Annotated in this window: 26 protein-coding genes; 20 read left to right on the top strand and 6 right to left on the bottom strand. The window is 65.5% G+C overall.

Going from position 1 to position 19957, the window contains the following annotated elements; all coding sequences use genetic code 11:
* The first annotated feature begins 74 nt into the window (after nt 1–74).
* The 7 genes from ACSQ3M_RS12510 to ACSQ3M_RS12480 all read left to right on the top strand — a co-directional run bounded on the left by ACSQ3M_RS12510 (nt 75) and on the right by ACSQ3M_RS12480 (nt 5242).
* Nucleotides 75–782 carry an aspartate/glutamate racemase family protein gene (locus tag ACSQ3M_RS12510; protein ID WP_436150415.1) on the top strand — a complete coding sequence of 236 codons (708 nt, stop codon included), beginning with the start codon at nt 75–77 and terminating at the stop codon, nt 780–782.
* The gene (locus tag ACSQ3M_RS12505) at nt 779–1492 is read left to right on the top strand and encodes a glutathione S-transferase family protein (protein WP_436150414.1); all 714 of its coding nucleotides are present in this window, start codon (nt 779–781) and stop codon (nt 1490–1492) included. Before ACSQ3M_RS12510 ends, ACSQ3M_RS12505 begins: the two co-directional genes overlap by 4 nt.
* Complete coding sequence (gene ilvN / locus ACSQ3M_RS12500) at nt 1489–2025, top strand: acetolactate synthase small subunit (RefSeq protein ID WP_436150413.1); 537 nt, start codon at nt 1489–1491, stop codon at nt 2023–2025. Before ACSQ3M_RS12505 ends, ilvN begins: the two co-directional genes overlap by 4 nt.
* A 75-nt stretch (nt 2026–2100) precedes the next feature.
* A complete protein-coding gene (locus ACSQ3M_RS12495) occupies nt 2101–3375 on the top strand; it encodes an FAD-dependent oxidoreductase (protein ID WP_436150412.1) in 1275 nt (424 codons plus the stop codon).
* Nucleotides 3372–3587 (top strand): hypothetical protein, encoded by a 216-nt coding sequence (locus ACSQ3M_RS12490; protein WP_436150411.1) that lies wholly within the window; start codon nt 3372–3374, stop codon nt 3585–3587. The genes ACSQ3M_RS12495 and ACSQ3M_RS12490 overlap by 4 nt, the downstream gene beginning before the upstream one ends.
* A gap of 71 nt (nt 3588–3658) precedes the next feature.
* The gene (locus ACSQ3M_RS12485) at nt 3659–4405 is read left to right on the top strand and encodes a helix-turn-helix domain-containing protein (protein ID WP_436150410.1); all 747 of its coding nucleotides are present in this window, start codon (nt 3659–3661) and stop codon (nt 4403–4405) included.
* Between the two features lie 111 nt (nt 4406–4516).
* On the top strand, nt 4517–5242 hold the full coding sequence (locus ACSQ3M_RS12480; RefSeq protein WP_436150409.1) for a haloacid dehalogenase type II: 726 nt from the start codon (nt 4517–4519) through the stop codon (nt 5240–5242).
* A gap of 15 nt (nt 5243–5257) precedes the next feature.
* On the opposite strand, the gene ACSQ3M_RS12475 is transcribed toward ACSQ3M_RS12480, so the two are convergent.
* Nucleotides 5258–5812 (bottom strand): DUF924 family protein, encoded by a 555-nt coding sequence (locus ACSQ3M_RS12475; RefSeq protein WP_436150408.1) that lies wholly within the window; start codon nt 5810–5812, stop codon nt 5258–5260.
* Nucleotides 5813–5957: 145 nt separating this feature from the next.
* Here ACSQ3M_RS12475 and ACSQ3M_RS12470 point away from each other — a divergent pair, with 145 nt between their 5' ends.
* The 7 genes from ACSQ3M_RS12470 to ACSQ3M_RS12440 all read left to right on the top strand — a co-directional run bounded on the left by ACSQ3M_RS12470 (nt 5958) and on the right by ACSQ3M_RS12440 (nt 9984).
* The gene (locus tag ACSQ3M_RS12470; protein ID WP_436150407.1) at nt 5958–6608 is read left to right on the top strand and encodes a TetR/AcrR family transcriptional regulator C-terminal domain-containing protein; all 651 of its coding nucleotides are present in this window, start codon (nt 5958–5960) and stop codon (nt 6606–6608) included.
* Nucleotides 6609–6642: 34 nt separating this feature from the next.
* Nucleotides 6643–7662, top strand: coding sequence for a ketol-acid reductoisomerase (gene ilvC / locus ACSQ3M_RS12465; protein WP_057190987.1), 1020 nt, complete (start codon nt 6643–6645; stop codon nt 7660–7662).
* Between the two features lie 189 nt (nt 7663–7851).
* The gene (locus tag ACSQ3M_RS12460; protein ID WP_436150406.1) at nt 7852–8037 is read left to right on the top strand and encodes a hypothetical protein; all 186 of its coding nucleotides are present in this window, start codon (nt 7852–7854) and stop codon (nt 8035–8037) included.
* Between the two features lie 27 nt (nt 8038–8064).
* Nucleotides 8065–8286 carry a hypothetical protein gene (locus ACSQ3M_RS12455; RefSeq protein ID WP_436150405.1) on the top strand — a complete coding sequence of 74 codons (222 nt, stop codon included), beginning with the start codon at nt 8065–8067 and terminating at the stop codon, nt 8284–8286.
* 223 nt (nt 8287–8509) lie between these two features.
* Nucleotides 8510–9337: a helix-turn-helix domain-containing protein gene (locus ACSQ3M_RS12450; RefSeq protein WP_436150404.1), complete on the top strand. Its 828-nt coding sequence runs from the start codon at nt 8510–8512 to the stop codon at nt 9335–9337.
* Nucleotides 9338–9426: 89 nt separating this feature from the next.
* On the top strand, nt 9427–9807 hold the full coding sequence (locus ACSQ3M_RS12445) for a DUF1127 domain-containing protein (protein WP_436150403.1): 381 nt from the start codon (nt 9427–9429) through the stop codon (nt 9805–9807).
* A gap of 24 nt (nt 9808–9831) precedes the next feature.
* The gene (locus tag ACSQ3M_RS12440; RefSeq protein ID WP_436150402.1) at nt 9832–9984 is read left to right on the top strand and encodes a hypothetical protein; all 153 of its coding nucleotides are present in this window, start codon (nt 9832–9834) and stop codon (nt 9982–9984) included.
* A gap of 63 nt (nt 9985–10047) precedes the next feature.
* Here the strand turns inward: ACSQ3M_RS12440 and ACSQ3M_RS12435 are convergent, their stop codons facing one another.
* Both ACSQ3M_RS12435 and ACSQ3M_RS12430 read right to left on the bottom strand, forming a co-directional pair.
* Nucleotides 10048–10419, bottom strand: a complete 372-nt coding sequence (locus ACSQ3M_RS12435; RefSeq protein WP_436150401.1) for a ComEA family DNA-binding protein — start codon at nt 10417–10419, stop codon at nt 10048–10050.
* Between the two features lie 301 nt (nt 10420–10720).
* Entirely contained in the window at nt 10721–11257 is a 537-nt protein-coding gene (locus ACSQ3M_RS12430) for a DedA family protein (RefSeq protein WP_436150400.1), read from the bottom strand.
* Between the two features lie 205 nt (nt 11258–11462).
* On the opposite strand from ACSQ3M_RS12430, the gene ACSQ3M_RS12425 reads away from it, so the two are divergent.
* Together ACSQ3M_RS12425 and ACSQ3M_RS12420 are read left to right on the top strand one after the other, a co-directional pair.
* A complete protein-coding gene (locus tag ACSQ3M_RS12425) occupies nt 11463–12332 on the top strand; it encodes an ABC transporter ATP-binding protein (protein WP_436150399.1) in 870 nt (289 codons plus the stop codon).
* Nucleotides 12329–13120, top strand: a complete 792-nt coding sequence (locus tag ACSQ3M_RS12420; RefSeq protein WP_436150398.1) for an ABC transporter permease — start codon at nt 12329–12331, stop codon at nt 13118–13120. The genes ACSQ3M_RS12425 and ACSQ3M_RS12420 overlap by 4 nt, the downstream gene beginning before the upstream one ends.
* Here the strand turns inward: ACSQ3M_RS12420 and ACSQ3M_RS12415 are convergent.
* Nucleotides 13117–14043, bottom strand: coding sequence for a LysR family transcriptional regulator (locus ACSQ3M_RS12415; protein WP_436150397.1), 927 nt, complete (start codon nt 14041–14043; stop codon nt 13117–13119). The genes ACSQ3M_RS12420 and ACSQ3M_RS12415 overlap by 4 nt on opposite strands.
* Nucleotides 14044–14135: 92 nt before the next feature.
* On the opposite strand from ACSQ3M_RS12415, the gene ACSQ3M_RS12410 reads away from it, so the two are divergent.
* Entirely contained in the window at nt 14136–15107 is a 972-nt protein-coding gene (locus ACSQ3M_RS12410; RefSeq protein WP_436150396.1) for a carbon-nitrogen hydrolase family protein, read from the top strand.
* Between the two features lie 100 nt (nt 15108–15207).
* On the top strand, nt 15208–16575 hold the full coding sequence (locus ACSQ3M_RS12405) for a DUF3592 domain-containing protein (RefSeq protein WP_436150395.1): 1368 nt from the start codon (nt 15208–15210) through the stop codon (nt 16573–16575).
* Here the strand turns inward: ACSQ3M_RS12405 and ACSQ3M_RS12400 are convergent.
* The gene (locus ACSQ3M_RS12400; protein ID WP_436150394.1) at nt 16572–17072 is read right to left on the bottom strand and encodes a hypothetical protein; all 501 of its coding nucleotides are present in this window, start codon (nt 17070–17072) and stop codon (nt 16572–16574) included. The genes ACSQ3M_RS12405 and ACSQ3M_RS12400 overlap by 4 nt on opposite strands.
* 256 nt (nt 17073–17328) lie before the next feature.
* Here ACSQ3M_RS12400 and ACSQ3M_RS12395 point away from each other — a divergent pair, with 256 nt between their 5' ends.
* Both ACSQ3M_RS12395 and ACSQ3M_RS12390 read left to right on the top strand, forming a co-directional pair.
* Nucleotides 17329–18354 carry an ABC transporter substrate-binding protein gene (locus ACSQ3M_RS12395; RefSeq protein WP_436150393.1) on the top strand — a complete coding sequence of 342 codons (1026 nt, stop codon included), beginning with the start codon at nt 17329–17331 and terminating at the stop codon, nt 18352–18354.
* 138 nt (nt 18355–18492) lie between these two features.
* Entirely contained in the window at nt 18493–18900 is a 408-nt protein-coding gene (locus ACSQ3M_RS12390; protein WP_436150392.1) for a nuclear transport factor 2 family protein, read from the top strand.
* A gap of 98 nt (nt 18901–18998) precedes the next feature.
* On the opposite strand, the gene ACSQ3M_RS12385 is transcribed toward ACSQ3M_RS12390, so the two are convergent.
* Complete coding sequence (locus ACSQ3M_RS12385) at nt 18999–19613, bottom strand: cupin domain-containing protein (protein WP_436150391.1); 615 nt, start codon at nt 19611–19613, stop codon at nt 18999–19001.
* Between the last annotated feature and the right edge of the window lie 344 nt (nt 19614–19957).

The following is a 19957-nucleotide window of genomic DNA, read 5'->3' as shown; positions in this document are numbered from 1 at the left end:
TCCTGCACCAGATTCTCGGGTCTGCGCTTCGCGCTGCCCGAGAATGACGGCATCGGCACAGTATGGGGGACCACATGGCGACCATCGGCCTGATCGGCGGAATGAGCTGGGAATCGACGGCAGTCTATTACCGGCTGCTGAACGAAGGCGTGCGGGCGCGCCAGGGCGGGCTGCATTCGGCCGATGTCCTGCTGCACTCGGTCGACTTCTCGTCAATCGCCGAGATGCAGGCAAAGGGCGACTGGGATCGCGCCGGAGCGGCGATGGCGGCGAGTGCACGCCGGCTCGAGCAGGGCGGGGCGGTCTGCATCGTGCTGGCCACCAACACCATGCACAAGCTCGCTGACCACATCACCCAGGCGACGAACCTGCCCTTCCTGCATCTCGCCGACGTTACCGCCAAGGCGATCCGCAAGAGCGCCTCGCGTCGCCCGCTGCTGCTGGCGACGCGCTTCACCATGGAGCAGCGCTTCTATCGCGACCGGCTCGCCGCCTTCGGCGTCGAGGCGCTGGTGCCGGACGAGGCGGAGCGGGCCGATGTCCACCGCATCATCTACGAGGAACTCTGCCGCGGGCAGGTTCTGCCGGCCTCCAAGGCGCGCTATCGCGAGATCGTCGCGCGGGCGGCGCGTGAGGAAGGCGCTGACGGCGTCATCCTCGGCTGCACCGAGATCGGGCTGCTGGTCTCGCAGGCCGATTTCGAATTGCCGGTCTTCGACACCACGGCGCTGCATGTCGAGGCGGCGCTCGATTTCACGCTGGCGATGGAGCAGGCGGCGTGAAGCTGATCATCGCCAATAAGACCCATTCCTCCTGGTCGCTGCGGCCGTGGCTGGTTCTGGCTGAGTTCGGCATTCCGTTCGAGGAGGTCCTGGTGCCGTTCGGGCCGACCTTCGACGATCCGGAGTGGAAGCGCACCGTTGCCGAGTACACGCCCGCCCGCAAGGTTCCGTCGCTGGTCGATGGGACGATCGCGGTCTGGGATTCGATCGCCATCATCGAATATCTTGCCGAGACGCATCCGGAGCTGCCGATCTGGCCGCGCGACAAGGCGGCGCGGGCCCTGGCGCGTTCGATCTCGGCGGAAATGCACTCCAGCTTCGCAGCTTTGCGCAGCAACTGCCCAATGAACCTCGCCTGGGTGCATCCGGCGCGCGATCGCGGCGAGGCGGTCGCGGCCGATATCGCCCGCGTCACCGAGATCTGGCGTGATGCGAGGCAGCGCTTCGGGGCTGGCGGCCCGTTCCTGTTCGGGGAGTTCAGCGCGGCCGACGCGATGTTCGCGCCGGTGGCCAGCCGCTTCACCACCTATTCGGTTGCGCTCGATCCTGTCAGCGCCGCCTATGTCGAGACCGTACAGGGCACTCCCGGCTTCCAGGCCTGGCGCGAGGCCGCGCTGGCCGAACCCTGGATCGTATCCGAGGACGAAGTCGACGAACCGGTCCTGACCGATTTCCGCCCGCATATCAGCCGCAGCAAGGCCCAGCGATGAACACGACGCATTATCCCAGCGCCCCGACCGCCCAGCCGATCGCCCGCCACACCCTGGCGGTGATCGTCGACAACGAGCCCGGCGTTCTCGCCCGCATCGCCGGCCTGTTCTCCGGCCGCGGCTACAACATCGAGAGCCTCACCGTTTCGGAGACCGAGCACGAGAAGCACCTCTCGCGCATCACCGTCGTCACCTCCGGTACGGCAAACGTCATCGACCAGATCAAGGCGCATCTCGATCGGCTAGTGCCGGTGCATCGCGTCGTCGACCTGACCCTGCAGGGCGAGGCGATCGAGCGCGAGCTCTGCCTGCTCAAGGTCGTCGGCAAGGGCGACTATCGTCTCGAGGCGATGCGGCTTGCCGCTGCCTTCGGTGCGCGCACGCTCGATGCGACGCTGACCTCCTTCGTCTTCGAGCTCACCGGGGCGACCGAGGAGGTCGAGCGCTTCATCAAGCTGATGACGGTGGTTGGGCTGACGGAAGTCTCGCGCACCGGCATCGCGGCGATGAGCCGCGGCCCGGAGGCGATGTAGGCTTTTGATTTGGCGCGAATTCTCTTCGTTCGGCCGATCCCGGCCGAACGGAAAGCGCGCTAGCTTGCTAGCTGCATGAGTCGCAGCCGCGCGATCGCGATCGTCGGGTGTGGAACCGCCGGTCTTGCGGCGGCGCTGCTGCTCGAACGCGCTGGCCACAAGGTCACGCTGGTCGAGCGTTTCAGTGAGCCGCAGCCGCTCGGCTCCGGCCTGATCCTGCAACCGAGCGGGCTCGCTGTGCTGGATGCGCTTGGGCTCGCCGCGCCGCTGATCGCCACGGGCAGCCGGATCGACCGGCTGTTCGGCCTGAATGCGACCACGGGCTCCGTCGTGCTTGATGTGCGCTATGCCGCGCTGAAGCGCGAACGCTTCGGCGTCGGCATCCACCGCGCAGCCCTGTTCGAGACGCTGTTTACAGGTGTGCAGCGGCAATCCATCGCGATCGAAACCGGGGTCGAGGTCGGCGATGTCGAGACGGGCAGAGACGGCACGGTCTCGCTTGTCACGGCAAGCGGCCATCGGATCGGCCCATTCGATCTCGTCGTCGACGCGTCGGGCACGCGCTCGCCCCTGCTCGGCCATGCCGTTCGCCCGGTGGCACGTACGCCGCTGAGCTATGGCGCGCTCTGGGCCAATGTCGCGCTTGGCGAAACCGGCTTCGACCAGCACGCGCTCGAACAGCGCTATCACCGCGCCAGCGTCATGGTTGGGGTTTTGCCGATCGGACGTCATGGCGAGGAGCCGGAGCCGCAGGCGGCGCTGTTCTGGAGCCTGAAGGCTGACGCGCTCGAAGCTTGGCGCAGTGCCGGGCTGGCAGCGTGGAAGAGCGAGGTCGAGCGGACCTGGCCGGCGACCGCGCCGCTGCTCGCCCAGATCGCCGATCCCGAACAACTGACCTTCGCCAGCTATCGCCACCAGACGCTGCCGCAGCCTTTCGGCCAGCGGCTCGCCTTCATCGGCGACGCCGCCCATTCGACCAGCCCGCAATTGGGGCAGGGGGCGAACATGGCGCTGCTCGACGCCTGTGCGTTGGCTGTGGCGCTCGACGATGCTGCCGATCTCGATGTGGCGCTCCGCAACTATGCGCAGCTGCGCAGCTGGCATGTCCGGCTCTATCAGGCGGCGAGCCGGATGTTCACGCCGTTCTACCAGTCCGATAGCGCCGTACTGCCGCTGATCCGCGACAAGGTGGTGCCGCCTTTGGCGCGACTTCCCGGCGCGGATCGGATGCTGGCGTTGCTGGTGGCGGGGCTGGTCGGCAATCCGCTGCGAAGGCTGGGGTTGAAGGAACCGGCGATTGCTGGTGAAAGCGATCGTCCGGCGCTCGCCGGCGAGGGGGCAGAGCGGTGACGATCGGACTGAATGAAATCTCGCTTGGCCTCGGCGCCATCGGCTTTGCCTGCTTCGCCTGGCCGATCTATCAGCGCCTGTCGGGCAAGTCCGCGGCCGAGCCGCTGGGCTCGGGCAAGAGCCTGCGCTCGCCACTCTGGTGGGCGGGTTTCGTGCTGACGGTGGCGGCGATCTTCCTGCAGCGGATCGCGGCGCAGCAGATGGCGGGCTGAGCCGCGGCTCTTGATCGCCTGCGGTAATCGGCGGCAAATGCGCTGCATGACCCCTTGCGCATGAGCAGGCGATGTCGATCCATCTCGAACTCCGCAGCTATCGCGGCGGCGACCGCCACCGCCACGACTACAGCCAGATCCTGCTGCCCATGCGCGGCGCCATGCGGCTCGATGTCGAGGGACATCACAGCGTCGTCTCCAGCAATTGCGTCGCCATCATCCCGCGCGATCACGAGCATGATTTCGAGCCGAGCCGCGATTGCAGCATGCTCATCCTCGACGTCGAGGCGTCGGCCTTTGCCGGCGAGGCGGCGCCGGCCCTGCTGCGTGATGCCCTGCCGTCACTGACGCGGGTCGAGCCCTGGCTATGGCGGATGTTCCGCCAGCTCGGCGCCGAGGTCGAGGCCGGCGCCTGCCAAGCGAGCGATGCCGCGCGCCTGGCGCTGGCAGGGCTGCAGCTGGTTGAGCCGAGTGCGCTGCCCCGGCCCTTGTCGCGCGCGGAAAGCCGCGTCCTCGGTCTCACCCGTGATGCGTCAGCGGGAAGCGTTGCCGAGATGGCGAGGACGGCAGGCCTTGGCCAGAGCCGGTTCCATGCGCTGTTCCGGGTGACAACCGGGCAGTCGCCCAAGCAAATGCAACTCGGCCGCTTGTTCGATGAGGCCGCCGACAAGCTGGCCACGACGGCGCTACCCGTCTCCGAGATCGCCTATGAACTTGGCTATCAGAACGCCTCGTCCTTCAACCGCCAGTTCAAGCGGCGCTTTGGCCTGACGCCATCTGAATTCCGCGCCGCGAGCCGGAGCGGTGGCCCGGGCTGAACCCGGAAGCGCAGCTTCGGTCAAATCCTTCGGAGTTTCGCCTCATCACGGCTTTGCGGGCGTTCGCTATGGTTTCGGTATGCGATCCCGCCATCCATGAGGCTCTCCCCGATGAAACTCACCGATTTCAAGGTTCTGACCTTCGACTGCTACGGCACGCTGATCGACTGGGAGACCGGGATCTGGAACGCGCTGCAGCCGCTGCTGAGCGCCGGTAGGCTCAATTTGGGCCGTGAGGACGCGCTGGCGCAATTCGCCCGGATCGAGACCGAGCTGGAAGAGGCGGGACCGTCGCTGCGCTATTCGACGCTCCTCGCCGCCGTGCATGCGCGCCTGGCCAAGGACCTCGGCGTCTCCATCCATGCCGACCTGAACGAGCGCTTCGGCGGCTCAGTGCCGGACTGGCCGGCTTTCCCGGATTCCGCCGAGGCGCTCGCCCATCTCAAGCGGCACTACAAGCTGGTGATCCTCTCCAATGTCGATCGCACGAGCTTCGCGGCCAGCAACCGCAAGCTCGGCGTCACCTTCGACGCGATCTACACAGCCGAGGATATCGGGTCCTACAAGCCCGACTCGCGCAACTTCGCCCATCTGCTCGCGCATCTGGAGGCCGATCTTGGCCTCAGCGCAGGTGACGTTCTGCACACAGCGCAGAGCCTCTTCCATGACCATGTCCCGGCGGAACGGGCCGGGCTGGCGCGCGCCTGGATCGACCGGCGCTTCGGCATGGCGGGTAGCGGCGCGACGAAGATCCCCGCCAACCAGCCGAAGGTCGACTTCCACTTCAAGAGCATGGCCGAATTGGCCGAGGCTCATCGAACGGCGATCGGCGGCTGATTGGTGTGGCGGCCTTCAGCCGGTGAAGCCGCCATCGTCGAGGAAGCGGCGCTCTTCGTCCGTCGTCTCGCGGCCCAACACCGTGTTGCGGTGGGGGAAGCGGCCGAAATCGCGGATGATGTCGCGGTGGATGACGGCGTATTTGACCGAGTCGTCATCGCCCGAGGCCTCGCTCAGGGCGACGCAGCGCTCCTGGTCGGCGAGATCCTCGGAGTGCATGAAAGGCATGTAGAGGAAGCGCCGTTCCGGATTATCGAAGGCCTCATCGAAGCCGCGCGCGATCGCGCGGCCGGCGACCTCGCGGGCGAGCCCGTCGGCTGCGAAAGCGTGGGCAGAGCCGCGATGGAGATTGCGCGGGAACTGGTCGAGCAGGATCAGCAGCGCGTAGACGCCCTCCGGGGTCTCCTCCCACTCCGAGAGCTCGCCGCGCGCGGCCGCGTCCACCAGCGGCCGGAAACGCCTCGCGATCTCGGCGTCGAAGGCATCGTCCTTGGCGAACCATTTGTCGGGGCCGGCGTCGCGCCAGAAGACGAGGACCTCGGCGGCTGCAGGCGAGGTAGGCTGTCTCATCGTAGGCTCCGGGTCGGCACTCTCTCGGGGGAAGATATAGGTGCCGTGATGGCGCGCGGGCGATGAATTTTCTCCCGAGTACCCTTGCGCCCCGGCAAGCCGTGCGGTAGATGCCGGAACCGTAACGTACGGTACTCTCGGATCGATGAGCGAACCCGCAACCCATAGCCAAGGTGAGGCGCTGAGCGAGCGGCAGCAGGCCGTGCTCGATGCCGTGCTGGCGTTGATGGTGGAGCAGGGCGACCAGCTCACCATGACGGCTGTCGCCCGGCGTGCGAGCTGCTCGAAGGAGACGCTGTACAAATGGTTTGGCGATCGCGACGGTCTGCTGACTGCGACCGTGCAATGGCAGGCGTCGAAGGTCCGGGCCGATAATTACGATCGCCAGGCGCTCGACGCAGCAACACTGCGCAAGAGCCTGCGGGATTTTGCCGAGAACTGGCTGACCGTGATCACCAGCCAGACCTCGATCGCGCTCAACCGCGCTGCCATCGGCCATGCCGCCTCGGGCAAGAGCAATCTCGGCGGCATCGTTCTGGCGAACGGGCGGTTCGCCATCGGCGAGCGGCTGAAGCCGGTTCTGGAGGCTGGTCGCGCCGCGGGACTGCTCAGCTTCGACGATGCCGAGACGGCGTTCCGCACCTTCTTCGGCCTGGTCGGCCGCGACGTCCAGATCAGGCTGCTGCTGGGCGATGCGCTCGTCTCGGGAAAGGCCGAGATCCAGCGCGATGCGGCGCGCGCCACCGACCAGTTCCTCGCACTTCACGGACGGCAGGGCGCCGTACCGAAAGCCTGAAGCCAAGAATCCAACCCAAGGAAGGACGCATCCAATGCGCGTTTATTACGATCGCGACGCCGACATCAATCTGATCAAGGGCAAGAAGGTCTGCATCGTCGGCTACGGCTCGCAGGGCCATGCCCACGCGCTCAACCTGCGCGATTCCGGCGTCAAGGACGTCATCATCGCCTTGAAGGCCGGCTCGGCCACCCGCAAGAAGGCCGAAGAGGCCGGCTTCAAGGTCATGACCCCGTCCGAGGCCGCCAAGGTCTCCGACATCATGATGATGCTGACCCCGGACGAACTGCAGGGCGACATCTATCGCGACGAGCTGCACGGCAACATGAAGGAGGGCGCCGCGCTTCTGTTCGCGCACGGCCTCAACGTCCATTTCAACCTGATCGAGCCGCGCAAGGACCTCGACGTGCTGATGGTCGCGCCGAAGGGCCCGGGCCACACCGTCCGTTCCGAGTACCAGCGTGGCGGCGGCGTGCCGACCCTGATCGCGATCCACCAGGATGCCACCGGCAACGCCCATGACCTCGGCCTCTCCTACGCCTCGGCCAATGGCGGCGGCCGCGCCGGCATCATCGAGACCACCTTCAAGGAAGAGTGCGAGACCGATCTGTTCGGCGAGCAGGTCGTGCTCTGCGGCGGCCTGGTCGAGCTGATCAAGGCTGGCTACGAGACACTGACCGAGGCCGGCTACGCGCCCGAAATGGCCTATTTCGAGTGCCTGCACGAAGTGAAGCTGATCGTCGACCTGATCTACGAAGGCGGCATCGCCAACATGAACTACTCGATCTCGAACACCGCCGAGTTCGGCGAGTATGTGACGGGTCCCCGCATCATCACGGCCGAGACCAAGGCCGAGATGAAGCGCGTGCTCACCGACATCCAGTCGGGCAAGTTCACCCGCGACTGGATGCTGGAGAACAAGGTCAACCAGACCTCGTTCAAGGCGACCCGCGCCCGCATGGCCGCTCACCCGATCGAGGAAGTCGGCGCCAAGCTGCGCGACATGATGCCCTGGATCAAGGCCAAGGCGCTGGTCGACAAGACCAAGAACTGAGGAGCGTTCCGGACTTCGCACGCGGATTCAACGTTGTGTGATGCTGATTCGAGAAACGCTTCCAACTGCTTGAAAATAAATGGAACGGGCGCTCGCAAGGGCGCCCGTTTCGCGTTGTCAGCGCCCGCCATGGGAACCGCGCCCCATGGCGGGCGTTTATGCTCTAGTCGATATCTGCAGGAGCGTGTGATGACCCGCGAAGACGAACTGAGGCAGAGGGCGATCGAACGGCTGCATCAGCGCCATGCCCGCCACGGGCTCGCCGATGTCGCAAAGCCGGTGTCATGGGGCGATCAGCTCCCCGTCCTGCTTCTGGCCGGTTTTCTCGCGGTCACGCTGCTGGCGAATGTGCTGATGCGCGCCGTCGGCGGCTGACACGGCTCAAACGAGCGGGAGGCGACGATGCAAGACGACGTCAAAGAGCGCGAAGCGCGCATTCCGGAGAAGGGTGGCCAGCCGATTCCGCCGATGCGGGCGGATGTCCATTCCGATGCCGACCCGGCGGTCGAGAGCCCGGTGGAGGCGAGACAAGGCTTCCTCGACCGGCCCGTGCTGGTCGTCCTCGTGGCTGGGCTTGCCCTCGCGATCGTCGGTTGGGGCGTCGCCGGAATGTTGGCCTACTGAGCCTGCCGCGACCTGACCACGACGACGGGCTTCAACGACGAAACAGACCAAGCTGAACAGATGGAGGCGATGATGACACCGATCCGATCGATGCCTGCGTCCCAGGGTTTTCAGTTCAAGATTGCGCATCTGGCGCTGGGCGCCTCTTTCGGCCTGCTGACAATGGTTATCTTCGGCCTGCTGTAATCCTCCACGGCGTCAACCGGCGCCGTGGAAGGCAGGCATGTCGCAATTCTCGGTGAGCAAGCTGCTCGACAGTGAGATCGTGCTGGTGCGCGATGTTGTCTGTTCCGGCGAGTGCCGGCATCGCAGCGGCGAGGAATGCGCTCACGCCACCCACCTCGTCTTCCCGTATCGCGGCGTTTTCGTCCGCCATGTCGGGCGTGATGATGCGGTCGCGGAGAGCAACCAGGTCCTTTTTTTCAATCCGCATGAGGGCTACCAGGTCAGCCATCCCATTCCTGGGGGCGACGCTTGCCTCGATCTGCGTTTTGGCGAGGACGCTCTCCATGAGCTTGTACCAGCCGAGCTGTTGCGGGAGGGCTCGGCCGCTTTCCTGACGCAGCACCGTCGAATCGATCCGCGCGCGCAAGTGCTCGTCGCCCTGCTGCGGCACAGCCTGCAGCGCGGCGTCGCCGAGCCGCTCGAAGCGGAGACGCTGGCGCTGACCCTGATACGGCGGGCGCTGGGCGAGCGGACCTCGCATGCGGCCGGCGCGACATCTGGCCGGCGTAAGCTGGTCGACCGGGCGAAGCTGGTGATGGCCTCCGATCTCGCCAGGCGCTGGACGCTCGCAGAAATCGCGCGCGAGGTCGGGGTCTCGCCGGTCTACCTCACGCAGGTCTTCGCCCAGGTCGAGGCCGTGCCGCTCTACCGCTATCAATTGCGGCTGCGGCTGGCGCGGGCGCTCGATCTTCTCGGCGAGTATGACGACCTGACCCAGCTCGGACTCGAGCTCGGTTTCTCCAGCCACAGCCATTTCAGCGCGGCCTTCCGGCAGGCCTATGGCCGCACGCCGGCGGAGTTCCAGCGCTCGCTCAATCTCCCCTGACAGAAGCTGTCACTGATCGCGAAAGATTCTGACAGCAGCTGTCAGCCCGAAGGCGTTCTCTGTCGTCATCACAACGACGGAGACAGGTCATGATCAGCTTCATCATCGGATCGGCCAAGCCCGTGCTCGCAATGGTTGACGGGCTCGGCCGGAGTCTCGGCGCAATCGATCGCTGGCTGCAGTCGCGCCGCGATTATCGCACCCTCTGCGATATGACCGAGCGCGACCTGCGCGATCTCGGTTTGCGCGACAGCGATCTGCGCGACGCGACGGCCGCTCCCTTTTTCGGGGACCCGACCGGGATCATCTCGCTGCGCGTCGAAGAGCGGCGTGGCCTTGCGGGTGGGGAAAGCGTCGACGAGGTCCTGCGCGGCCTGAGCGCGGGAGCACCGGCCCGGCCGGAGCGGATCGCTAAAGAATCCGACAGCGCCGTAAGCAGCCGGATGGTCTTTCTCAGGGCGGCCGAATGAGCGGCTCTGAGACGGAGACATGCCATGAGTGGAACTTGCGCCGCCTGCGATTGCGAGCTCGACGAGAACCCAATCAAGGTGACGGTCGGTGGCAACGCGGTCGAGGTCTGCTGCGATGACTGCGCCCAGGCGCTGCGCGAGGCGGACGCCTCGCAGGCCCAGGGTAGCGGCAGCTAGCCTGCCCAAAAAAGCGAAAGAGCCGGCCGCGGGAAGCGGCCGGCTCGTCTAATTTGATCGGGATCAGAAGGTGACGTGGTCCTTGATGTCGGCCTCGACATTCGAGGGCAGCACGCTGCGCTTCACCAGATCGTCGAAGTTCTTGAACTTCGCCTTGGCGCGCTCCTCGACGATCTTCTTGGAGCGAGCCTCGCCGATGCCCTTGAGCTGCTCGAGCTCGCTGGCGCTGGCGGTGTTGATGTTGACCTTCTTGGCCTGGGCCTGGGTGGCGGCAGGCGCAGCTGGCTTCGCGGCCGGCGCAGCCGGCGCAGCCGGCGTCGTCACGGGGGCGGCCGGCTTGGCCGGAGTCGTTGGCTGGGTTGCGGTCTGCGCGAAGGCCGGGCCGGCGGCGAGAGCAAGCGCAGCAAGGCCGATGGCGAAACGAGACATGGTCATGATCTCGACTCCTGTAAGTCGTGCCCGGTGGAGCTGGAGCGCGGATGCCGGGCCGTCCGCGCCGCCGCGCCGGTGGTGAACCGGAGGATCCGGTCTCGACGCGATGGCCGGACTTTCGGCCCGCGAGCCTGAACGCGATCTGAGACGCTCGTTCAGCTGGCGTTGTGCTTTCCGCCGGGTTTTCGCCGCGATTGGCTCGATCGCCGTGCGTCCGAACACACTCAAAAAAGCGATCTATCTATTTGTTGTCGCATCGGATTTTTCCGAAAAGTGGGAACCACTTTTCGGTCCGATGCTATGGCTATTTGCCGGTGAACTGCATCATGTATTCGGAGAAACGCCCGGCGCCGTAGATCAGGCCGAAGCCCCAGGCGAAGGAGGCGGCGAAGTTCGCCAGCTGGAAGGGCCAGAACGGCATCTTCACGATGCCGGCGACGAGCGCGATCACAGCCCGGATCGGCCCGAAGAAATGGCCTATGGCGACGCCGAGCACGCCCCATTTCTCGAAGAAATCATGTCCGCGCTGGAGCAGGGCCGGATTGTTGCGCAACGGCCAGTGATCGCCGACGCGAGGGCCGAGGACGAGGCCGATCCAGTAGGAGAGCCAGAAGCCGGAGGCCGCGCCGAGCGCGGCTGCGAGCGAGAGCGGCATGAGATTGAGGCCCGAAGCGCCGGCAACCGCGCCAAATGCGGTGAAGAACACCGTCGCCGGCACGAGCCAGGACAGGATCGCGACGCATTCGGCAAAGCCGATCAGGAAGACGATCGGGGCCGCCCAGTACTGGTTGGCACGCATGAACGCGACGAGCTCGTGCATCCATTGCTCAAGCGGGGGCATGGGCCGGGAATTCTCCTGAGAGCGGCGAACGATATCGCGAGCGATAGAGCAGAAGCGTCGACTTTTCGCTACTACAACCCGTTGGTTGGCAGGTCCCGGTGTCGCAGAGCGGGTTGCCTTCGCGATCCGATTGCCTAGTGTTCGCGACGAACGGAAATAAGCCGCGCGCGCCGGGACGGCGCTGACGGCAGGGGACGGGATATCCATGGAGTCCAAGGTCAGCCCGCCCGGCGATGCGGGCGCGGCAGCAGAACAGCCGGCGGTCAGCCTCGCCGGCATCGACATCACTTTCCATCTCCAGGGCGGCCAGCGCTACCAGGCGGTGAAGAAGATCGACCTTGCCGTCGCGCCCGGTGAGTTCGTCTCGGTGGTCGGGCCGACCGGCTGCGGCAAGTCGACCCTGCTCAACGCTGCGGCCGGTTTGCTGACGCCGTCCGCCGGCAAGGTCACGATCTTCGGCCAGCCGCTTTCGGGCCTCAACCGCCGCGCCGGCTATCTCTTCCAGCAGGATGCGCTGATGCCGTGGAAGACGGCGCTCGACAACGTCAAGGTCGCGCTCGAACCGATGGGCGTCTCGGATGCGCAGGCCGACAGGCACGCCCGCGACTGGCTCGCTCGGGTCGGCCTGCGTGCCTTTGTCGAGCGCTATCCGCACATGCTGTCGGGCGGCCAGCGCAAGCGCGTGGCGCTGGCGCAGATGCTGATCCGCGATCCCGAGATCCTGCTGATGGACGAGCCGTTCGGGCCGCTCGATGCGCAGACCCGCCAGATCATGGGCAACCTCCTGCTCGATCTCTGGTCGAAGGACCGCAAGGCGCTGATCTTCGTCACGCACGATCTCGAAGAGGCGATCGCGCTCTCCGACCGGGTCGTGGTGATGTCGGCCGGCCCGGCCGCCGGCATCGTCGCCGATTACAAGGTGCCGCTGCCGCGCCCGCGCGACATCGCCGAGATCAGGCTGGAGAAGGCCTTCCACGAGATCCATCGCGACATCTGGACCTCGCTCCGGGTCGAGGTGCAGAAGGCCTATGCCATGGGCGAGGGCAAGGAACTGGTCGAGGGAGCTGCGTCATGAACCGCGTCAAGCTCATCGCCCTGCAGATCCTGGTCATGGTCGTGTTTCTGGCGATCTGGCACGTCGTCACAACCACCAGCCTGTTCGGCGACATCAAGACCACGCAGTTCTTCTTCTCGACGCCGGGCGAGGTGCTGGCGCGAACGTTCAAGCAGCTCACCGGCGCCGACATCTACTACCATCTCGGCATCACCCTGACCGAGACGGTGCTCGCCTTCGTGATCGGCTCGGCCGCCGGCGTCTTCTTCGGCTTCGCCTTCGCCCGGAATGCGCTGCTGGCGGCGGTGTTCGACCCCTATATCAAGGCGGCGAACGCCCTGCCGCGCGTCGTGCTGGCGCCGATCTTCGCGCTCTGGTTCGGGCTCGGCATCTGGTCGAAGGTGGCGCTTGGCTTCACGCTGGTGTTCTTCATCGTCTTCTTCAACGTCTATCAGGGCGTGAAGGAGGTCTCGCCGACGGTGCTGGCCAATGCCCGCATGCTCGGCATGAACGAGCGCCAGCTCTTCCGCCATGTCTATTGGCCCTCGGCGCTGACCTGGATGTTCTCTTCCTTGCACACCTCGGTCGGCTTCGCGCTGGTCGGGGCGGTGGTCGGCGAATATCTCGGCTCGTCGGCCGGGCTCGGCTACAAGATCCACGAGGCCGAGAGCGTCTTCGACGTCACCGGCGTGTTCTCCGGCATGCTGATCCTGGCGATCTTCGTGATCCTGATCGATTCGATCGTGACGCTGGTCGAGAACCGACTCCTGGTCTGGCGACCGGGGCAGAGTTCGACCACGACGACCTAATCGCGAGCGGCGCGCCTGCTGCGCCGGGCGCCGCGGGCGGGCGCCGGGCTGGGGCAGGGTGGGCTGGTCTCGATCAATCGCAGCAAGGCAAGTGCAGCCGGGGCGAGTGCTTCGGTCGGCAGCGTCACGGCATGCAGCGTGCGGCGCAGCGCGGGTTCGAGGCACAGGGTCGCGATCCCGTCCGCATCGTCGACGGCAAGCTCAGGCATGATGGTCAGTCCGAGCCCCTCGCGCACCATGCCGAGCAAGGTGGCGTTGTCGCGGACCAGGCAGACGATTTCCGGATGGCTCGCCGCCGCCGCCAGCAATTCCTGAATCAGCGTCTCGCAACCGCCGCCTGAGAGCAGCATGCGTTGCCCGTCGAGCGCCTTCAGCGATACGGTGCTACGCGACGTCAGCGGGTGGCTCGCCGGCAGGACCGCGAGATAGTCGTCTGAATAGACCGGCCGAGCGGCGAGATCAGGGTGCGTTCGGCTGGTAATGCCGATCTCCACGATTCCGGCCTGGACCCAGCCGGTCACCTCGGGGTCTGTTCCCTCGTAAAGCGTCACGGTGACGCGCGGGTACTCGGCGCGCAGGCGCCGCAGCCAGGCGGGAAGCAGTCTGATTGCCGCGCTCTGGACGACACCGATCCGCACGACACCATTCAATTCCTCGGCCTGACCGGCACAACTCGCCAGCCGCGACACAGCAGCGAGAGTCGCACGCGCCTCGGCGAGAGCCTTTTCGCCGGCGACCGTCAGCACCAGGGTGTCGCGGCCGCGCAGCAGCAGCTTCGCTTCGAGCGCCCGCTCCAGCCCGGCAACCGCCTGGCTGACGGCCGATTGCGAGAGGCAGAGCCGATCCGCTGCCGCCGTAAAGCCACCATGCTCCACGACGCCGGCGAAGCAGCGCAATTGAACCAGGCTGACATTAGGAAACATGATCGGACTCTATTCGGCTGATTAATTGGACTGATCGCAGGCGCATGCCTAACCCGGGGACACGTGCTGCTCAAGTCAGGATTGTCCCGAATATGATCGATATCGAAGCCGGTCTGCTGACCGTGGGCCTTGCCCAGATTGCACCCGTCTGGCTCGACCGGGCTCGGACGCTGGATAAGGTCGTTGCCTGGATCGAGCGCGCCGCACAGGCCGGTTGTGGCTTCGTCGTCTTCGGTGAAGCGCTCGTGCCGGGCTATCCCTTCTGGATCGAGCATACTGACGGCGCGCGGTTCGAATCGCCGCTGCAGAAGGAGCTTCACGCGCTCTATCTCGAACAGGCAGTGCAGATCGAAGCCGGCCATCTCAACGCCGTCTGCGCCACCGCGATGAAGGCCGGCATCGCCGTCATGCTCGGCATCATCGAGCGGCCGGTCGATCGCGGCGGGCACAGCATCTACTGCTCGCGGGTTCATATCGCGGCCGACGGGACGATCGCCTCGGTCCACCGGAAGCTGATGCCAACCTATGAGGAACGGCTGAGCTGGGCGCCGGGAGACGGGCATGGTCTGCAGGTCCACCCTGTTGGGCCCTTCACGGTCGGCGGGCTGAACTGCTTCGAGAACTGGATGCCGCTGTCGCGGGCGGCGCTTTATGCACAGGGTGAGAACCTGCATGTCGCGCTCTGGCCGGGAAACCTGCGCAACACCGAAGGCACCACCCGCTTCCTGGCGCGGGAGGGGCGCAGCTATGTACTCGCCGTCTCCGGGCTGCTGCGCCGATCGGATGTTCCGGCTGGTCACCCGGCGGCGGCGATGCTCGCCACTTGCCCCGACGTGCTGGCCAATGGCGGTTCGTGCATCGCCGGCCCGGACGGCGAGTGGCTGGTGGAGCCGGTCACGGGGCGCGAGGATCTCCTGGTCGCGCAGCTGGACCAGCGCGAAGTCTGGCGTGAGCGGCAGAATTTCGACCAGGCTGGCCACTATGCCCGCCCCGACGTGACCAGGCTGATCATCGACAGGCGGCGTCAGGGAATCGCTTCGTTTCTCGACGGGGCCATGTCCTAAGCCCGTGCGGGATCGCTCGACCACGACGACCTAACGTAAGCTTTGCTTGATTCCCGGCGCGAACGAGCGTCATCCTTGCCTTCCATGTTGGGGGGCGGTCATGGAACTCGACGTTCACGATCGCATCACGGCCGATCCGACGCCCGAGGACATCGCTCGCGCCATCGACCAGCGCGGTGACGATCCCGATTGGTTCATCAACCTCTCCGATGGCGACGGCTATGTCGAAGCGGAGCTCGAAAGAGCTGGCCGGTTCCGGCTGGCCTATCATTCGGGCAAGGCCCGGTTCGATGCCGCCGAGACAGTCGACGCCGCGACGCTGAAGACGATCTTCCTCGCCTATCTCAGCGGCAATGACAGCTGGCGCGCCAACCGGAACTGGCTGCGCAAGGCGTCGCCGGCCAAGGCGGCCGAAGCTGCGGGTGAGCCGCCGGTCTGGGCGATTGCGGCGGTGGTCGCCTCGCTCGCGTTGATCTTCGTCATTGTGGAAGTGCTGCCGGAGAGCTGGCTGGAAAAGTTGCCCCTCGCCGGGACGACCTTCGGCAACATCGCGCTGATCGCACTGCCGATCGTGGTGATGGTCGCGGCGCTGGTCATCAACGCGATGCTCAAGGTGCGCCGCGCCAAAGGCTGGGTGCAGGCGCAGGGGCGCATCACTCAATCGAAGATGACGGTGCGACGCCCTCCGGCCGGCAATGAGATCGGCACTGTGGTGAACGTCCCGGCCGTGGCCTATTCGTTCTCGGTCGGCGGGCAGGATTATCGCGGCACGCGGGTCAGCCTCGGCGACATCAGCGGCAAATATGCCGAGGAGGCGCTGACGCGCTACCCTGTCGGCAAGGCGGTCATGGTCTTCTACGACCCGGCTGATCCCGACGATTGCGTGCTGGAGCGCGATGCACCCAAGGGCGCGGTCAAGGGCTGCGGGCTCCTGCTGCTCGTCCTGGCTCTCGTCGGTGGCGGATTCTACTGGGCGATCACGCAAGGAGCCGAGGTTCTCAAGGCAGGGATGCCGGACGCGGATGTTCCGGTAATGCTGTTCGCCGCGCTCTTCGGCCTGGCGGCGCTCCTGTTCTTCGCCGCGTACCGGCGTTATCTCTCCCGCGCCAATGCCTGGCCGGTCACGCAAGGTGAGATCGTCTCCAGCGTCGTCGAGCAGCGCCGAACGACCGACGATGGCAGGACGCGCACGATCTATCTCCCCGTCGTCGAGTTCGCCTACACGGTCGGCGGCAATCGCCTGCATAGCCGGCAGGTCAAGCTCGGCCTAGAGGTGTCCGGGTCGGAGAGTTTCGCGCAGAAGATCGCCGCGCGCTATCCGGCAGGAGCGCCGGTCGACGTGCACTATGATCCGCAGGACCCGTCGAACGCGGCTCTCGAAAACCCGACGGAAACGAGCTGGATCCTGCTCGGCGTCGCGCTCGCCTGTTTTGCCATCGCGCTCTATGCGAGCCGCATCTTCCGCTAACTCTCCTGGCCTGGCAGGGCTCCGAGCTTTCGCGTCAGTTCGGCGAAACGCGGCATCAGCTCCTCGCGTCGTTGCATATCGCGATCGAACTCCGCCCGTTCATCTGCGGCGCCGCTCTCGTCTTGCTGTGCGGCTGCGCCCTGAAACATCTTGTCGAGCGCATAGGCTGCGGCCCGGTCGCCGAGCCAGGCGAGTTCCTGCTGAAGCGCCGTGTATTCCGTCATGAGCCTGAAGCGCTTTTCGACCCGGGTCAGCCCAGGCGGGTCGTCGGTCTTGGCCGATGGGGCGGTTCGGTCGCGAGCGTTCGCCTCTACCAGGACGGCCTGAGCCTGTTCCGACAGGTCGAGGATGACGGCGTCATTCTGATCAGGCGCTGCCGGCACCATTGCGGCGGGCAAGGTGCTTCCACCGACTTCAGCCGCAGCGCCCGATGGTGAAGCGGGTTGCCGAAGCTCGAGAGCGGAAGGCGCGATCCGGGCCGCAACTGCATCCACCATGACCGTCTCCTGTCCGGTTCGTTCTGGTCGAAAGTCCTTGTCGAGGCACAGGCGGGAGTCATCGCATCCAGCCAGTATGAAACGCGGCCTTTAACGAGCGTTGAATCTTTCGCGTCGCTTCCGCGCCGATCAGCCCTCGCATTCGTGCTTCACGCAGCATGTCCCTGCGCTTGCCCAGCCCGCGGCAATGCGCCTATCTTCGTCGCGAAATCGCGCCTTTTACGAAGCGCGTCGTCGATCAACCGGAGGAATATCCATGTTTTTCACTCGCCGCGCGGCGCTCGCTGCGCTCGCCTTCAGCACTGCGCTCGGCCTCGCGCCGGCCTTCGCGCAGAATGCCGAGAAGCCCAAGCTGACCCTCGGCGTCGGCGGCAAGCAGCTGCTCTATTACCTCCCGCTCACCGTCGCGGAGAAGAAGGGCTTCTTCAAGGAGCAGGGCCTCGACGTCGAAATCAACGATTTCGGCGGCGGCGCCAAGTCGCTGCAGGCGCTGGTCGGCGGTTCGGTCGACGTCGTCACCGGCGCCTATGAGCACACCATCCGCATGCAGGCCAAGGGCCAGGACATCCGCGCCGTGATCGAGCTCGGGCGTTTCCCGGCGATCACGATTGCGGTGCGCAAGGACCTCGCCGACAAGGTCAAGTCCGCCGCCGACTTCAAGGGCCTCAAGATCGGCGTGACCGCGCCGGGCTCCTCGACGGCGCTGACCGCGCAATACGCCATGGTCAAGGCCGGGCTGAAGGCGACGGACGCGGCGATCATTGGCGTCGGCGCCGGCGCGAGCGCGGTCGCGGCGATCAAGCAGAAGCAGGTCGACCTGATCTCGCATCTCGACCCGGTCACCTCGAAGCTCGAAGCCGACGGCGATGTCGTCTCGCTGATCGACACCCGCACCGAGGCCGGCACCAAGGCGCTGTTCGGCGGCTCGAACCCGGCGGCGGTGCTCTATCTCAAGAATGACTTCGCCGAGAAGAACCCGGTCACGACGCAGAAGCTCGTCAACGCGCTGATGAAGTCGTTGAAATGGCTGGAGACGGCCAAGCCCGAGGATGTCGCCGATCTCGTCCCGGCTGAATATCACCTCGGTGACAAGCCGCTCTACCTCACGGCTGTGAAGAACTCGCAGGAAAGCTATTCGCGCACCGGCATCCCGACCGCCGACGCGATGAAGAGCATGTATGATTCACTCAAGCTGCTCGACCCGGAGCTGACGAACTCCAATGTCGACCTGACCAAGACCTTCACCGACTCGTTTGCCAAGAAGGCGGCTGCCGGGTCCTGATCCGGTTCGGCCCGCTCGTCACGCTGATGATGGCGTCGCTTCACAGCGGCGCCATTTTCTTTGGTAGCCCAATAAACGCTCGCTGGACTTGCGGTTGTCGCGGCGCGAGATTGTGCCCCTGACGCAAGGAGAGGCAACATGATCGAGCGTGCTGCGATCGAAACCCTCATTCGGGATGCCTATGCCGCCCGTCATCGCGGCGATCTCGACGCGCTGATGGATCATTTCCACCCCCAGTGCAGCTATCGTCTCGCCGGAGGGCCGCAGGCCGCCGAAGTCTTCGTGCAGCCAGACGGTATCGAAGCTGTCCGCGAGCAAATGGCGGGGCTGATCGCGACTTATGTCTTCAGCAATATCGAGGAACTGGCGATGACGGTCGATGGCGAGACGGCCACCCTGCACTGGCGGGCCGACGTCGCATGCAAGCCGACGGGCCGCAGTGGTTCTTTCGAGATCATGGACGTCTTCACCGTCTCCGACGGCAAGCTGAAGAGTGTCACGCAATTCACCGACACCGCCGGCGTGGCGCGGCTGAGCAGCATCTGAGGCGAGGCTGATCAAGTCCCGCCATCGCTCGTGTTGCGGCCGATGGCGGCGCGCGCCAGCCACCGGGCTGCAGGCTTCCCCCTGAACGGGTCCGCCTTTCAGCCGCGCTTGCCGCCGACCGAGATGAAGGCCATCAGGCAGGGCTCCGGCAGCGGGTTGCGCCAGCGATGACGGGTGCCGTTCTGCACGATGCAGTCGCCCTGGCGCAGATGGACGCTTTGTCCGTCGTCCAGCTCCAGCGTCATCTCGCCACGAACCACGACCCCGTAATCGATGGTGTCCGAGGTGTGCATGCCCGGGGCGCTGAGATCGAAATGGTCGCCCATACGCGGGACCTTCTCCGACATTTCCTCCAGCGCGCTCTTGAAGGTCACGCCGGCTGGCGATTTCCAGCCCTCAGGCCGCTTCGGCGGATAGGAGATGAGGCGGAACATCGTGCCGCCGGGGCCGGGAAAGGCGACCGTGCCTTTCAGCATCGGGTCGGGTTCCAGGCCGGTGAGCTGCGGCACGCCCTCGGTCATGTAGAGTTCGTAGAAGGTCAGCCCCGGATTGGAGTCGATCTCCACCACCTTGGACGTGACGTCGAAGGACTTGAACACCGACTTGCCGGCTGCGTCGCGGCCGGTCAGCGCCCGTTTCGGGGGCGGCAGCTCGCTGGAATCCTTGGCTTCGGCTGGTGGCGACATCGCCGCCAAAACGCTGCCACCGGCCATGGCGGAAAGTGCCTGAAGGAGCCGACGCCGATCGCCGCCTTCGGTTCGTTCAGAAGAGAGCTTCGCGTCGTCTGAGGATTTGTTCTTGTTTCGGGGGCGCCAGAACCAAGAGAGCCTGCTCATCTGTCTCCTCCACTGTTTCTATTTATTTTCTTGTTTCGCTGCGATCAGTTTCCTGATTAATTCAATTGATAGAATGTTCTATGATGCTTGTTGTGTTGAAGAATTCAGGTCGGCGCAAGTAGACCTTAGACGCAGCAGGATATCCGGTGCGAGGACGGATTCTGGCTAGAGCGCGCGGAAAGAAAAGGTGAGCCGTATTTAAGTCGCCTGGTAAGGTATTC

The sequence above is a fragment of the Allobosea sp. LjRoot90 genome, assembly GCF_964254315.1.
Classification (GTDB): domain Bacteria; phylum Pseudomonadota; class Alphaproteobacteria; order Rhizobiales; family Beijerinckiaceae; genus Allobosea.
This window is presented reverse-complemented; position numbering and strand designations above follow the sequence as displayed.

Coding starts and splice junctions, on each gene's coding strand:
- ACSQ3M_RS12410 (WP_436150396.1), top strand. CDS start 14,136: ATGATCGATATCGAAGCCGGTCTGCTGACCGTGGGCCTTGCCCAGATT.
- ACSQ3M_RS12510 (WP_436150415.1), top strand. CDS start 75: ATGGCGACCATCGGCCTGATCGGCGGAATGAGCTGGGAATCGACGGCA.
- ACSQ3M_RS12385 (WP_436150391.1), bottom strand. CDS start 19,613: ATGGCCGGTGGCAGCGTTTTGGCGGCGATGTCGCCACCAGCCGAAGCC.
- ACSQ3M_RS12390 (WP_436150392.1), top strand. CDS start 18,493: ATGATCGAGCGTGCTGCGATCGAAACCCTCATTCGGGATGCCTATGCC.
- ACSQ3M_RS12460 (WP_436150406.1), top strand. CDS start 7,852: ATGACCCGCGAAGACGAACTGAGGCAGAGGGCGATCGAACGGCTGCAT.
- ACSQ3M_RS12425 (WP_436150399.1), top strand. CDS start 11,463: ATGGAGTCCAAGGTCAGCCCGCCCGGCGATGCGGGCGCGGCAGCAGAA.
- ACSQ3M_RS12405 (WP_436150395.1), top strand. CDS start 15,208: ATGGAACTCGACGTTCACGATCGCATCACGGCCGATCCGACGCCCGAG.
- ACSQ3M_RS12420 (WP_436150398.1), top strand. CDS start 12,329: ATGAACCGCGTCAAGCTCATCGCCCTGCAGATCCTGGTCATGGTCGTG.
- ACSQ3M_RS12450 (WP_436150404.1), top strand. CDS start 8,510: ATGTCGCAATTCTCGGTGAGCAAGCTGCTCGACAGTGAGATCGTGCTG.
- ilvC (WP_057190987.1), top strand. CDS start 6,643: ATGCGCGTTTATTACGATCGCGACGCCGACATCAATCTGATCAAGGGC.
- ACSQ3M_RS12455 (WP_436150405.1), top strand. CDS start 8,065: ATGCAAGACGACGTCAAAGAGCGCGAAGCGCGCATTCCGGAGAAGGGT.
- ACSQ3M_RS12470 (WP_436150407.1), top strand. CDS start 5,958: ATGAGCGAACCCGCAACCCATAGCCAAGGTGAGGCGCTGAGCGAGCGG.
- ACSQ3M_RS12480 (WP_436150409.1), top strand. CDS start 4,517: ATGAAACTCACCGATTTCAAGGTTCTGACCTTCGACTGCTACGGCACG.
- ACSQ3M_RS12395 (WP_436150393.1), top strand. CDS start 17,329: ATGTTTTTCACTCGCCGCGCGGCGCTCGCTGCGCTCGCCTTCAGCACT.
- ACSQ3M_RS12440 (WP_436150402.1), top strand. CDS start 9,832: ATGAGTGGAACTTGCGCCGCCTGCGATTGCGAGCTCGACGAGAACCCA.
- ilvN (WP_436150413.1), top strand. CDS start 1,489: ATGAACACGACGCATTATCCCAGCGCCCCGACCGCCCAGCCGATCGCC.
- ACSQ3M_RS12485 (WP_436150410.1), top strand. CDS start 3,659: ATGTCGATCCATCTCGAACTCCGCAGCTATCGCGGCGGCGACCGCCAC.
- ACSQ3M_RS12445 (WP_436150403.1), top strand. CDS start 9,427: ATGATCAGCTTCATCATCGGATCGGCCAAGCCCGTGCTCGCAATGGTT.
- ACSQ3M_RS12435 (WP_436150401.1), bottom strand. CDS start 10,419: ATGACCATGTCTCGTTTCGCCATCGGCCTTGCTGCGCTTGCTCTCGCC.
- ACSQ3M_RS12475 (WP_436150408.1), bottom strand. CDS start 5,812: ATGAGACAGCCTACCTCGCCTGCAGCCGCCGAGGTCCTCGTCTTCTGG.
- ACSQ3M_RS12430 (WP_436150400.1), bottom strand. CDS start 11,257: ATGCCCCCGCTTGAGCAATGGATGCACGAGCTCGTCGCGTTCATGCGT.
- ACSQ3M_RS12400 (WP_436150394.1), bottom strand. CDS start 17,072: ATGGTGGATGCAGTTGCGGCCCGGATCGCGCCTTCCGCTCTCGAGCTT.
- ACSQ3M_RS12495 (WP_436150412.1), top strand. CDS start 2,101: ATGAGTCGCAGCCGCGCGATCGCGATCGTCGGGTGTGGAACCGCCGGT.
- ACSQ3M_RS12415 (WP_436150397.1), bottom strand. CDS start 14,043: ATGTTTCCTAATGTCAGCCTGGTTCAATTGCGCTGCTTCGCCGGCGTC.